This window comes from Cellulosimicrobium sp. PMB13 (assembly GCF_051294865.1).
Taxonomy (GTDB): domain Bacteria; phylum Actinomycetota; class Actinomycetes; order Actinomycetales; family Cellulomonadaceae; genus Cellulosimicrobium.
On record NZ_CP145910.1, the window covers coordinates 4,372,334 to 4,385,373 of the forward strand.

Annotated in this window: 8 protein-coding genes; 4 read left to right on the forward strand and 4 right to left on the reverse strand. The window is 74.2% G+C overall.

The genetic code is table 11. The features are described 5' to 3' along the window. Positions 1-76: 76 nt before the first annotated feature. Positions 77-2,377, reverse strand: coding sequence for an NTP transferase domain-containing protein (locus V5D56_RS19445; RefSeq protein WP_435736909.1), 2,301 nt, complete (start codon positions 2,375-2,377; stop codon positions 77-79). Between the two features lie 192 nt (positions 2,378-2,569). Here V5D56_RS19445 and V5D56_RS19450 point away from each other — a divergent pair, with 192 nt between their 5' ends. Beyond that, the gene (locus V5D56_RS19450; RefSeq protein WP_435736910.1) at positions 2,570-3,202 is read left to right on the forward strand and encodes a 5-formyltetrahydrofolate cyclo-ligase; all 633 of its coding nucleotides are present in this window, start codon (positions 2,570-2,572) and stop codon (positions 3,200-3,202) included. A gap of 667 nt (positions 3,203-3,869) precedes the next feature. Here V5D56_RS19450 and V5D56_RS19455 read toward each other — a convergent pair. Next, a complete protein-coding gene (locus tag V5D56_RS19455) occupies positions 3,870-6,416 on the reverse strand; it encodes a penicillin acylase family protein (RefSeq protein ID WP_435739082.1) in 2,547 nt (848 codons plus the stop codon). Positions 6,417-6,644: 228 nt separating this feature from the next. Between V5D56_RS19455 and V5D56_RS19460 the strand changes: the two genes are divergently transcribed. From V5D56_RS19460 to mscL, 3 genes are all read left to right on the forward strand, one after another. Further along, positions 6,645-6,980 carry an FmdB family zinc ribbon protein gene (locus V5D56_RS19460; RefSeq protein ID WP_435736911.1) on the forward strand — a complete coding sequence of 112 codons (336 nt, stop codon included), beginning with the start codon at positions 6,645-6,647 and terminating at the stop codon, positions 6,978-6,980. 149 nt (positions 6,981-7,129) lie between these two features. Next, the gene (locus tag V5D56_RS19465; RefSeq protein ID WP_435736912.1) at positions 7,130-7,852 is read left to right on the forward strand and encodes an SAF domain-containing protein; all 723 of its coding nucleotides are present in this window, start codon (positions 7,130-7,132) and stop codon (positions 7,850-7,852) included. A gap of 148 nt (positions 7,853-8,000) precedes the next feature. After that, a complete protein-coding gene (gene mscL, locus V5D56_RS19470; RefSeq protein ID WP_435736913.1) occupies positions 8,001-8,474 on the forward strand; it encodes a large conductance mechanosensitive channel protein MscL in 474 nt (157 codons plus the stop codon). Between the two features lie 22 nt (positions 8,475-8,496). Here mscL and V5D56_RS19475 read toward each other — a convergent pair whose 3' ends face one another. Then, positions 8,497-8,730: a hypothetical protein gene (locus V5D56_RS19475; RefSeq protein ID WP_435736914.1), complete on the reverse strand. Its 234-nt coding sequence runs from the start codon at positions 8,728-8,730 to the stop codon at positions 8,497-8,499. A 110-nt stretch (positions 8,731-8,840) separates the two neighbouring features. Then, entirely contained in the window at positions 8,841-12,920 is a 4,080-nt protein-coding gene (locus tag V5D56_RS19480; protein ID WP_435736915.1) for a hypothetical protein, read from the reverse strand. Positions 12,921-13,040: the final 120 nt, after the last annotated feature.

Sequence of the window (13,040 nt, forward strand, 5' to 3'; positions counted from 1 at the left end):
ATGTGTCGGGTGGTCGCGCGTGCCCGACGGCGCGTGGTCGCCGGGGTCGGCGCGCCCGGCTCGCGCCGGGTGCGGCTCAGACGCCGGCGGTGACGAAGCCGCGGAGCCAGTCGAGGAGCTCACCGGCCTTCTCGGGCGAGTCCGCCTCGACGAACATCCGCAGGACGGGCTCGGTACCCGAGAACCGCAGGAGCGCCCAGTTGTCGTGCTCGAGGAGGATCTTCGTGCCGTCCAGGTGGGACACGGACACGACCGGGTACGGCCCGACGTGCGTGAGCGGCTCGGCGGCGAGCCTGCGCGGGACCTCGACACGCATCTCCGGCGTCGCGGGAACCCCTGCCTCGAGCGTGTACAGGCGGCCGGTGATCTCGTAGACCGTCGCGCGCAGCTCCGAGATCCGCTTCCCGGTCCGGGCGAGCATCTCCGCGACGAGCGCGCACGCGAAGATCCCGTCCTTGCCGAGGATCCAGCCGCGGATCGTCAGGCCGCCCGACGACTCGCCCCCGAGGACCGCGCCGATCTCCTCCATCCCCGCGGTGACGTGCTTGAAGCCGACCTTGACCTCGCGCGACTCCTCGCCGAAGTGGGCTGCGAGACGGTCGAGCAGGTGCGTCGTCGCGAGGTTGCGCACGACACCACCCTTCTCGCCGCGGACCTCGTGCAGGTACCAGTACAGGAGCAGGAGCAGGTCGTTCGTCGAGATGTACTCGCCCGTCTCGTCGACGATGCCGATGCGGTCGGAGTCGCCGTCGGTCGCCATGCCGAGGTCGTAACGCCCGTCGCCCTGGCGGATCATCGACACGAGCGTGCTGAGGCGCTGCAGGTCGGGCGCCGGCGCCACACCCCCGAAGAGCGGGTTGTGCGCCGCGTGGATGAACTCCGAGCGGACGCGCATGTCGGACAGGATCGTGCCGAGCGTGAGCTGGCTCGTCCCGTACATCGGGTCGACGACCACCTGCAGGTCGGACCCGCGCACGGCGTCGACGTCGATGATCTGCTCGATCGCGTCCACGTACGGGTCGGTGAGCGCGCGGTCGATGACGACGCCCGTGCGGCGCGCGACCTCGATGTCGAGCGTGATGACGTCGTCCACGGAGAGCGCGTTGGCCTCGTCCTGGTAGCGGTCCGTCTCGTCGTCCAGCGGCAGCGACCCGTCCTGGCGGAACACCTTCATGCCGTTCCACTCGGGCGGGTTGTGGCTCGACGTGACGATGATCCCGTAGGCCGCCCCGAGGTACGGGGCGGCGAACGTCACGAGAGGCGTGGGGACGTCGTCGGGCAGGAGCGTGACCCCGATGTTGTTGCCCGCGAAGACCTCCGCCGCGGCGATCGCGGACTCGCGCGACAGGAACCGGCGGTCGCCGCCGATCACGACGCCCTTGCCGTCGAGCCCGCGGCGCACCGTCTCGTTCGCGATGGCCTGGCAGAGCCGGCGCACGTTCGCGAGGGTGTAGCCCTCGCCGATGACGGCCCGCCAGCCACCGGTCCCGAACACGATCTTCGTGTCGGTGTTCTTGGTCGGCACGAACAGCCGCTTGAGGACGACGTCCGCAGCCTCCTGCAGCTCGTCGGGCGTGTTGATGCCGCGCACCTCGTCGGTGTCGTAGATCCGGTACGAGGAGATTTTCCGACCGGCACCGATCACGCGGCGCGCGAGCTCCGTGAGCCGGTGCTCACCACCCGCGGCCATGGCCTCGAGCTCCCGGAAGAGCAGGGCCGGGGAGGCGACGTACGCGCCCACGTTGACCTCGGGTCGCTCCCCCACCGGCGTGCCCGCACGGTCCTCCGGCTCGAGGATCGCGCTGATCTCCCCGTCGGCGCGCACCACGAGACCCGAGCTGGGCTGCGGCTCGTCGACGACCGCCGACAGGAGCGACAGGTCGGCGCGCGTCAGCGTGTGGCGCGTGAGCAGACCCAGGAGCGACTCGGGACGCAGCAGCGGCGTGTCCGCGTAGGCGACGAGGACAGGGCCGTCCGCGCCCGCCCCGAGGACGGACGCGACGGCCCCGCGCGCCGCGAGGACCGCGTCCCCCGTGCCCCGCGGCTCGCCTTGCTCGACGTAGACCACGTCCTCCCCGAGCAGCTCACGCACCGTCGGGTCGTCGGGCGAGACCACGACGACGATGCGACCCGGGTCCACGACCTTGCGCACCGTCGCGACGGCGAGCTCGACGACGGTCGCGTCCCCGAGCGGCCGGGTGAGCAGGTCGCGCGACGCGGCGTCGTGACCGGCAGCCAGGACCACCGCCGCACGCGTGGCGCGGACCGACGACGCGGCGGAGGAAGGGCTGGGCGTCCGGGGTGCCGGTCCCCCGGGCGGGCGGCGCGTCGGAGCGGGGGACGGAGCGGTCGTCGGGACGGTCGTCGGCGCGGTCATGGCGTCCTCACTGGTCGGCGCTGGCCGGCCCTGACACGAGCGGACGAACGCTTTTGTCAGGAGTCCGTACTAGTACGCTCCCGATCATAGGTCCGTCCGGAGCGTCGAGGGAACCCCGTCCTCGAGCACGGCGGTCGGGACATCCCCGGCGCGGTGGACGGCCCAGCGCACCGCCCGGGTGACAATAGGGACATGAGTGGCCCGGACCAGCCCTACCCCCTGCACGGAAGCATCGAGGTCGAGGACGCGAAGGAGATCCTCCGCAAGGCCATCCGGACGAACCGACAGTCCCGATCGGAACGGCTCCGCAAGGAAGCGGCCGTCGCCGTCGCGGACGTGATCGAGACGATCCCCGACGTCGCGGCGGCGACCTGCGTCGCGACCTACGCCGCACGCCCCACCGAGCCCGGCACCGCAGAGATGCTCGAACGGCTCGCCGCGCGCGGCGTCCGCGTGCTGCTTCCCGTGCTGGGCGCCGGGCTGCAGCGCGACTGGGCCGAGTACGGCGGCCCGGCGGACCTGCAGGTCCGCGCCCCCGGGCGCCCGCCCGAACCCGGCACCGCGCCCCTCGGCCCGGAAGCGCTCGCGCTCGCCGACGTCGTCGTCGCGCCCGCGCTCGCCGTCGACTCGCGCGGCGTCCGTCTCGGCCAGGGTGGCGGCTGGTACGACCGCGCCCTCGAGCACATCCGCCCCGGCGCGCGGGTCGTCGCCGTCGTCTTCCCCGAGGAGGTGTACGACGCCGACGACCGCCCCCTCCCCCTCGAACCGCACGACAAGACCGTCGACGCCGTCGCGACGCCCCTCGGCTGGCGCTGGCTCCCCTGAGCCCTCGCCATCGGTGCGCGCCGTCGGCTCGCGCTCGCGTCCCGGCCTTCGTGTCCTGGCGTTCGCGTTCTCAGGTCGCGTCCCTCGGGTCGGGTCCGCGGCGGGGTCGAGGTGTGCGCTCGGGCTGGCGCGCCGTCACCCTTGCCTGTCGGCTTGCGTTCCCGCGCGCGCTTCTACGCCCTTCGCACACACCTCGACCCCGCCGCTCGTCCTGCCCGTCACCGTCCGGCAGTTGTCGGTCGTGACCGGCACTGCGCGACGGTGCGGTGGCGGTCGATCGCGCACGTCGCCGTCCGACGGCGGGGCGAGGGCGGTCCTGCTCGCCGCGGCGTGGCGTCGCGAGGTAGTACCCCGGTCCCGCGAGGTCGTGCCGTGGTTGCCGAGGTAGAGCCGTGGTCGTCTGACCAGGGCTCTACCTCGCCGAACCAGAGCTCTACGTCGGCGACCAGGGCTCTATCTCGCGGTGAGCGCGCACCAGGGTGAGACGACGCCGGGAGGGGTGGGTGGGGGCGCCGCGTCGTGGTGGGTCTGGCGGGAGCCGCGAGGAACGAGCGGCGGATGGTAGACGCGGCGCCCCCGCCCACCCCGACACCCAGGGCGACCACGCGCCATCGGGCATAAGGACCGCGGTACTGCTTCGTGCTTCCGGCCCATCCCCGACCGAACGCTACGGGACGAGGATGAGCTCGTCCGTCCCGGCGTCGGCGACGGCCTCGACCGTGAAGGGCCACGCGAAGGTCTCGCCGCGGGCCCACGTGCCGAGCTGGTCGTCGTAGTGCTTCGACGCCGGGTGGCCGGACGTGCCGGTCACGGTGACCCAGGTGGAGCGGTCGAGGTCGTCGAGGTCGACGACCATGCGCATGGACGGCCCGGCGGTCACCTCGAACGAGCCTGACGCCGCGTCCCACGCCGTCGCGTTGACGATGGACGACCCGCCCGGCATGCCCACCGGGTCCGGGTTGACGTAGTCGCGGACGGGCGCCGGGATCGACTGGCCGCCGAGGACGGGGTGCTCGAGCTCGAGCTGGTGCAGCTTTCCCCAGGCCCAGTCGGTGGGGACCTTGCTCTGCTCGACGGTGAGGTCGAGGCGCGCGGAGATCAGGGCCTGGGTGAGCACCTCGTCGCGTGTCTCGACGACGCTCACGGTCTGCCGGTCGTCCCAGTACGGGTCGGTGGGGTTCTCGACGAGCCGCTGCACGACGGCGAGCCACCGGCTGCCGCCGCTCGGTCGTGCGGACTCGGGCAGCTCGTCCCAGAACGTCAGCTGGAGCAGGTTGCGCCACACGGCGGCGAAGTACGCCGCGGCGGCGGAGTCGGTGTCGGTGCGGTAGTCCCAGTCGGCGAGGAGCTCCTGGCCCTGGGCGGCGAAGTCGTCGTCGATGTCCTGGTCGAGCAGGATCGGGACGAGCGCCTCGGCGAACGGGCTGCGGTCGTCGACCTGGATGTCGTTCATGGTGTCGACGTCGATCGCCCGCCCGGCCGCGATCTCCTCCTCGAGGAGCTGGCGGATGCGCTGCGAGCGGTACCCGTAGTCCCAGTCCGTGGTGAGGAACGGTTCGAGGCCGGCGGGCAGCACGGCCTGGTTGGCGGCCACGACGAAGCCCTCGGCGGGGTCGACGACGCGCGGCATCTGGTCGCTCGGGACGTAGCCCTGCCAGTCGTAGCGCGCGTCGGAGCCGTCGCGGGGCCACGTGCCGTCGGACGGCACCGCGGAGTCCGGGACGACCTGCCGGACCGGGATCTTCCCGGGGGCCTGGTAGCCGATGTGTCCGTCCGTGGTGGCGAAGACGATGTTCTGCGCGGGCACCTCGAACAGCGCGGCGGCGGCCTGCATGTCCTCGGCGTCGGCGGCGAGGTTGAAGGCGAAGACCGCGTCGGCGGTGCGGCCGGGCTCGAGCGCGGTCCACTGGAGGGAGACGGCGTACTCGCCCAGCTGCGTGTCCGGCGCGGGGGTGTCCTCGGCCGACGCCGTCGCGGGGATGACGGTCGAGACGATCGGCCCGTGGACCGTCGAGCGGATCTCGAGCTCGACGTCGTCACCGCCCGCGACCTCGAGGGTCTCGGTGCGGATGTCGAGCGGCTCCCACGTGTCGCCGCGCAGGTACGTGTCGTCGCGCACCCGCTCGACGAAGAAGTCCGTGACGTCCGCGCCCATGTTGGTCAGGCCCCACGCGAGCTGGGCGTTGTGCCCGATGACGACGCCGGGGAACCCGGCGAACGAGAAGCCTGCGACGTCGAACGCGCAGTCCGGGCCGACCGTCGTGCAGTGCAGTCCCACCTGGGCCCAGATGCCGGGGGCGGAGAGGCCGAGGTGCGGGTCGTTCGCGAGGATCGGCTGTCCGCTGGCCGTGTGCTCGCCGGACACGACCCACGAGTTCGAGCCGGTGCCCTCGCCGCGCCCGATGAGCACGGGGACGGCGGCGAGGGCGCGGTCCGCCGACGCGACCGCGGCCTGCAGCCCGTCGGACGAGTACGTCTGCGCGACCTCCGGCGAGAGCTCGGCGGAGACGCGCTGCGGGTTCTCGAGCTCGCCCGGCTGGAGGATGGGTGCGTTGACGTCCGACGGGTACGCCGGGAAGAGCTCGGCGACGCGCGCCGGGTCCTGGAGCGTGCCGTACGCGAGCGCCCGGTCGAGCTCGTCGTCGTAGTTGCCGCGCAGGTCCCACGCCATGGCCTTGAGCCACGCGAGCGAGTCGATCGGGTCCCACGGCGCGGGGTCCGCGACGTCGACCTGCAGGCCGAGCACCGTGTACTCGAGGGCGATCTCGCTCGGGCTGCGGTTCTCGAGGTAGGCGTTGACGCCCTCGGCGTAGGCCTGGAGGTAGGCCTTCGTCTCCGGGGCGATGAGGTCCCACTCCTGCTCGGCCACCTCGCGCCAGCCGAACGTCCGCGTGACCTTGTCGGCAGCGAGAGCGTCCGGGTTGTCGCCGACGAGCTCGGTGAGGCGTCCGGACGTGACGTGCCGGCGGTAGTCCATCTCGAAGAAGCGGTCCTGCGCCTGGACGTAGCCCTGGGCACGGAAGAGGTCCTCGGGCGTGTCGGCGTAGATCTGCGGGACGCCCTGCGCGTCGCGCAGCACCGTCACCTCGGCCTCGAGCCCGCTGAGCGAGATCTCGCCACCGGTCTGCGGCAGCGGACGGCGGACGGTCGTGACGACGAGCACGGTCACCGCCACGAGCACGACGACGAGCACGGCAGCGACCGCGATGAGCACACGTCGGCCGGTCCGCCGGGCCGGGCGCGTGCCGGTCACGGTCTCAGGGTCGTCACCGGCAGGCTTCTCGACGGGTTCGTGCGCAGACACGGTGCGAGACTACCCCGGCCGGGGTCCGCGCCCGCCCGCGTATGATTGGCACTCGGAAGAATCGAGTGCCAGCGAGTGTTGACCTGGCGGCAGAGGCCTGGCCCCGTCGGGTCGCCGTCACGTGAACGAGGAGAACCCGTGCCCACCTACGCGTACACCTGCACCGCCTGCGGTCACGCCTTCGACATCCACCAGTCCTTCACGGACGAGGCCCTCACGGTCTGCCCGGAGTGCTCCGGTCGCCTGCGCAAGGTGTTCTCGCCCGTCGGCGTGACCTTCAAGGGGTCGGGGTTCTACCGGACCGACTCGCGCTCGGGCGGGAAGTCCACCTCGGCGTCCACGAGCGCGAAGAGCTCGTCGAACGGCAGCGCGAGCAGCCCGAGCACGTCCGGGTCCTCCTCGAACGGTTCCTCGGCGGGCTCCTCCTCGGCCTCGTCCTCGTCGAGCTCTGCCGCGAGCACGCCCGCCTCCTGACTCCCGCGACCGCCGCGCGGCAACCCGCCGCGCACGGTCGACCACAGGCGCGCACCACGAGGGCCCCGGCATCTGCCCGGGGAATCGTCACCGCCGTCGTCCACAAGGGCGACGGCGGTCGTGCGCGGGTCCTCGCTAGCGTCGCGGCCATGTCCTGGACCCCTCGCCCAGCTCCCGTGCCCGACGACGCCCGGGCCAGTGCCCGTGCGGTGCGCCGTCGGGCGGGGGTCCTGTGGTGGCGCCTGCGGTTCGTCGTGGCCGCGGTGTGCTGCGGCCTCGCCGCGACCGCGACCGTCTCGGCCCTGCGCCCCGAACCTCCGCCGACCGTCCCCGTCGTCGTGACCGCGCGCGAGGTCTCCGCCGGTGACGAGCTCGCCGCGGCGGACGTCCGGGTCGTCGAGGTGCCCGCCGGCCTCGCCCCCGAGGCGTTGCGGTCGCCCGACGAGGCCGTCGGCCGGTCCGCGTCCGTCCGCATCGCGCCGGGGACCGCTCTCCAGGAGTCGCTCGTCGCGGCGGGCGACCTCGTCTCCGCCGCACCGCCGGGAACCGTCGTGGCACCCGTGCGGCTCGACCCCGGGGTCAGCGGGCTGCTCGCGGCGGGCGACCGGGTGGACCTGCTCGTCGCGTCCCCCGCCACCGGCCTCACGGGGGTGGCCGGCGAGCCGGCGGCGGCCGACGGCGCAGACCCCTACCTCGCGCGCGGCGCGGTCGTCGTGCCCGGCCGGCCGGACGAGTCGGCCTCGGGTGGACTGCTCGGCTCCCCCGCCACGACCGGCGAGCAGACCACGCTCGTCGCCGTGCTCCCCGAGGAGGCGGAGCGGCTCGCCGCCGTGGCGGGCTGGGGCCAGGTGACGGCGGTCCTCGTCCCCTGACCCGCACCCGGCCGTGGCCGGCACCCGTCCGTGGGCCCGGAACCGCTGTTGCCGTCCGTGCGTGGCGTTGGGAGGATCTGCCCTGCACCAGATGCACTGACGTGGCGCCGCCGCCACGCGGACCACAGACGTGAAGGGGATCTACCGGATGAGTGTGCTCAACGGGTTCAAGGAGTTCGTGCTGCGCGGGAACGCGATCGACCTCGCGGTCGGCGTGGTCATCGGCGCCGCGTTCACCTCGATCGTCACCGCGATCGTCGACGGCCTGATCAGCCCGCTCATCGCGATGATCTTCGGCAAGCCGGACATCTCGAACATGTGGGAGATCGGCCCGATCAACGAGGCGACGATCAACATGGGCCTGATCCTCAACGCGATCCTGCAGTTCCTCCTCGTCGCCGTCGCGATCTACTTCGTCATCGTGCTGCCGATGAACCACCTCGCCGCACGCCGCAAGCAGGACGTCGAGCCCGAACCGGAGGCCCCGGCGGAGGACGTCCGCGTCCTTCAGGAGATCCGCGACCTGCTCGCCGCGCAGGCCGGTGCAGCAGGCCACGGACCGGGCGCGTCCGGCGCAGGGCCGGCCGGCGGTACCCTCGGCGGTCCCACCGACCGGCTCTGACGACCAGGACGGAGCGCCCCGGTCAGTGCTTCCCGTAGTGCGGAGGCACGTCCCGCAGCAGGCGGTCGTCGTTCTGCCCGTTCCCGCCGCCGTCGCTCGTCGCGGGATCTCCCCAGCCGCCCGGGCGCTCGTCGTCGCTCACGCCAGGGACCGCCGTCGTCTCCGTGCCGCGGCGCACCGCACGGCGCGGACGCCGCGTGACGGGACGTGACGGCGTCGGCTCCGGGGCGGTGTCGTCGTGCCGGGCGGAAGTCACGGGACCATCGTCGCACCACGCCGGACCGCCCGACCAACGCGTCAGGGCCACAGGTCATCCCCGTGACGCGTCACCCTGACACCGTCGCGGCGGCTGCGCGGTGAGAGACCTCAGAGGTCGTCGTCGCCGTGGTCGGCGTCGTCGTCGAGCACCGGCACGACGACGATCCGGTCACCGCCGCCCGTCTGGGCCACGCCCCCGGTCTCCGGTAGGCGAGCGTCCCGCACCCCCTGCACGACGCGCCGGATGCGCTCGGCCTCCTTGGCGGGGTCGAGGAACGCGGCTGCCGACCACACCTGCGCGACCGTCCAGCCGATCCGTTCGAGCCGCTCGGCGGTCTGCCGGTCGCGCACGCGGACGCTGCGCTCGGCGACGTACGCGGTGTCGTCGGTGAGGACGGCGACGAGCAGCTCCCCCGGCAGGTCGGGGTGCCCGACGACCAGGGGGATCCGGTCGCCGTCGCCGACGCCGTAGTCGGTCTCGACGACGAGGCCCGCGCGCCAGAGGCGCTCGGCGAGGTCGAGCACGAGCCGGTCAGGGGTGCCGCCCACGTCGACCCCGTTGCCGAGCGTGACCTGGTCGGCCACGCCGCTGCGCTGCTCTGCGAGGTCGAGCACCTCGGCGAGGAGCTTCGCGCCGCCGCCGCGCAGGCGCTCGGGGTCGAGGTCGGCCGCGGCGAAGCAGGACACGACGTGGAGGCGTCGGCGCGACGCCCCGACGGTGTCGAGCAGCATCGCCTCGCTGCCGGGCGTGTTGAGGATGCCGAAGCGGTGCAGCACGCGTCCGTGCGGCGTCCGCCCGAAGCCGACGGACAGGACGATCGTGTCGCGCACGAGCCCTGCGACGCCCGAGACGTCCGCGACCACGACGGGCTCGGGCCGCGACGCGGCGAAGAACCCGGCGAGCGCCGGGTTCTGCCGCACCTCGACGAGCAGCGCCTCGCGGATGCGGTCGGCGTGCAGCGGCGTGACGGTGACGATCGCGAGCGACTCGTCGGGCCGGGTCAGCGCGTGCTCGATCGCGACCTCCACGACGCGGTCCACCTCGACCTGCGTGCTCTCGACCGCCCCGGACGTCGGGTCGGGCATCCCGGCCCCGTCCACGACGTCGAGCTGGACGAGCGCCTCTGCCCGGGGCAGGGGGGCGGGTCGCAGGATGCCGGCGTAGCCGTGCTCGGCGAGGAACGTCGTGACGTACGGGTCCCGCCGCGAGCCGTCGGCGAGGAGGGTCACGGTCGGCAGCAGGTCGGCGAGGTCGCGGACGGTCGACGACGACGACGCCCGCGGGTCGCCGACGGCGACGACCTGGCGCCCGCGCGCGAGCGCCGAGAGGACGAGCTCGACGGGCGCGTGCTCGATCGCGTCGAGCACGACGAGGTCCACGGTGCGGGTGGGCGGCAGCAGGTGCGGCACGAGCGTGGGCGTCGCCACGACGACCGGCCGCAGGCGGCGCAGCACGTCGGGGTGCTTCTCCGCGGTCTCGCGCAGGCTGACGAGCCGCCCCTCGAGCAGCTCGGTGAAGAGGTCCTCGGCCTCGTCACGGTGCTCGCGCATCGCCGTGGCGAGGTGCTCGCGGACCGCGGCGCGCACGGGGGCCGCGAGCGACGCGACGTGCGCGCGGTCGAGCTCGCGGAAGCGCCGGGCGAGCGCGTCGAGCCCGGCGCCGTCCTGTCCGGCGAGCGCGTGGTCCTGGGTGAGGATCTGCTCGAACACCGAGCTCCACCACGCGAGCTCGAGCTCGGGACCGACGAGGTCGGTCTCCACGCGCCGCTCGGCGAGGTCGGCGAGGAGGTCGTCGAGACCGGCCGCGGAGAGCCGGCGCAGCACCGCGGTGCGGGCGGGGAGCCGGTCGAGCGACTCCGTGTCCTCGGCGAGCGTGTCGAGCCGCGCGGCGAGGTCGACGAGCGGCAGGTCGAGCAGCCCGGCGCCCTGCGGCGTGCCCGCGAGGACCGGCTCGATCTCCTCGACGTCGATGCGCACGGCCTCGTGCGTGTCCTCGATCGCCGCGAGGCCCTCGGGCAGGCGTGGCCAGCCGCCACCGGGTGCCTGCGTCTGCCAGACCGCCCGCTGCGCCTGGACCTCGACGAGGGCGGCGTGCAGGTCCGGGACCCGGACGCCGGGCCGGACCATGTCCCGCGCCTGGCGGCGCAGCCGGCGGCGCGCGAACCATCCCATGTCGACGCCGTGCGCGTCGCGCCACTGGCGGGTCGCTGTCGCCTCGACCATGTCCTGGGCGGTGCGCTCGAAGATCATCGGCTGGAACACGTCGAGCGTGCCGCGCATGCCGCCGAGCATGCGGAGCTGGTCCCCCCACTGGCGCAGCGTCGTGGCGGGCGTGAGGCCGGTGACCTCGGCGACCCGCTCGACCTCTGCCCGCAGCTGCGGGAGCGTGTGCGTCCGCACGCGCTCGACGCGCACGAGCACGTCGTGCGCCTCCTGCCGGGTCGTGAGGTTCGCCCCGTACCAGGGGGTCGACGTCGCGCGCGTCGTGAACGCCCCCAGCTCGGCGGCGTCGCGCAGGTCGTCGGCGAGCTGGTCGCGCTGCGGCCCGACGGCGAGCACGACCTCGGGCGCCAGGCGCACCCTCGTGTCGGGGGCGGGCCGCTGCGCGACGATGCGCGCGAGGGCCTGCAGCGCGTCGTAGGCCGAGACGTTCCACGGCTCGCGGACCAGGTGCAGCGCCTCGATGTACCCGGCGAGCCGTGCACGGGAGCCGAGCAGGGCGTCGCGCGTGCGCTCGACCGCGTCGTCGTCCGCGGGCTCCGGCTCGCTCGCCATCGCGGACAGCAGGCGGTGGGAGACCGTCGCCCGCCACGTGGGGTCGGGCGCGACGTCGAGCACGAGACCGCCCAGCCCGAGGCTCTCGAGGCGCGCGACGAGCGCGTCCGCGGCGCGACGGTGACCCGGGACGTACAGGACCTGGCGACCGCTCGCCGCGGCCTCGGCGACGACGGCGGCGAGCGTCCCGGCGACGTCGGACCCGGCGGGCGCGTCCACGAACAGGTGGGAGCCGCTCGCGAGCGCGTCGACGACGTGGCGCTGGGACGGGTCGAGGTCGCCCACTCCGCGCTCGAGCTCGGGGTCCGCGTCGCCGACGCGCGGGCGGGGCAGCTCGCGCCGCACGGTCGCGGCGACGTCCTCGTCCCCCGCGAGCGCGGCGACGATCTCGTGCCGTTCGAGGCCTGCGACGAGCTCGTCGAGGTCGTCGACGAGGACCTGGCCGGGGTGCACGAACGTGCCGGCGAGCACCCGGTGCGTGAGGCCGAAGTCGCCCAGGACGGCGCGGCCGAGCGCCGCGATGCGGTCCGTCGCGTCGCCGGGGTCGAACCCGGCGCCGGTGAAGGTGCTGCGTGCGAGCGTCACCGGGTCGAGCAGCGCACCGTGCGCGCGCAGCGTGCGGGCGAGGAGCGGGTTGATCTCGGCGGTCGGCTCGAGCGTGAGCTCGTAGTCCGTCTCGCCGTCGCCGCGCGGCGTGACGGTCAGCGGTCGCAGGAGGACGGGGGCCCGGACGGTGCGCACGCCCGCGTCCGCGGGGTCCTCGGTCGAGGCGTCCGTGCCGGGCTCCCCGTCCGCTGCGCGGGCTTCGCTCGGGTCGTCGTCGTGCGCCGGCAGGACTGCGGGGTGCCCGTCGTCGGACGTCTCGCCGGGCACGGCGTCGGTCACGTCCGCCGGGTCCGGCGCGACCTCGATGGTCGCGGTCACAGGCCGTGACGCGCGGCCGGCGACGCGAGCGAGCGCACCGACGTCGTCGGCCGGCCGGGAGGCCGCCGGCTCGCTCTCGGTCCAGGTCGCGACACCGATCGCGAGGTACGTGGGCGCGACGCCGTAGCGCTGGGCGTGCTCGGCGGCGCGGACCACGACGGCGCGAGCGCGACGCCGCGCCGCAGGGAGCGAGCCGCCCTCCCGGAAGAGGTTGGACAGCCGGGTCGGTCGGCCGGCGAAGAGCTGCGCGACGCCGGACGGGTGGGCGGCGGTGAGGTCGACGACGGCGTCGCCGAGGAGCGAGATGTCGGCGAGCGAAGAGCCGCCGGCGAGCTCGACGAGGCCGGCCCGCCACCGGGCGACGGCCTCGTCGACGAGTTCGGCGGTCGTGGGCGGGCGCACGAGCACGGGACGCGGTGGTGTCGCCTCGTCGTCGGCGTCCGGCGGCGTGCCGGCGGGGTCGGTGGGCAGCCGAGCAGGATCGGCCACGCTCCGGGCGGCTGAGCTGGTGCGGGCTGCGGCATTCACCCTCTGACGCTAACCGTGCCGGCGCGGCGCCCGGCCGAGGCACGCCGGGGAAGGTTCCTCCGGGCACGCGACCTCGGGGCG

What these genes read in the sequence shown, in the direction of transcription:
- V5D56_RS19450 (WP_435736910.1), top strand. Translation starts at nt 2,570, where the DNA reads ATGAGTGGCCCGGACCAGCCCTACCCCCTGCACGGAAGCATCGAGGTC.
- mscL (WP_435736913.1), top strand. Translation starts at nt 8,001, where the DNA reads ATGAGTGTGCTCAACGGGTTCAAGGAGTTCGTGCTGCGCGGGAACGCG.
- V5D56_RS19465 (WP_435736912.1), top strand. Translation starts at nt 7,130, where the DNA reads ATGTCCTGGACCCCTCGCCCAGCTCCCGTGCCCGACGACGCCCGGGCC.
- V5D56_RS19445 (WP_435736909.1), bottom strand. Translation starts at nt 2,377, where the DNA reads ATGACCGCGCCGACGACCGTCCCGACGACCGCTCCGTCCCCCGCTCCG.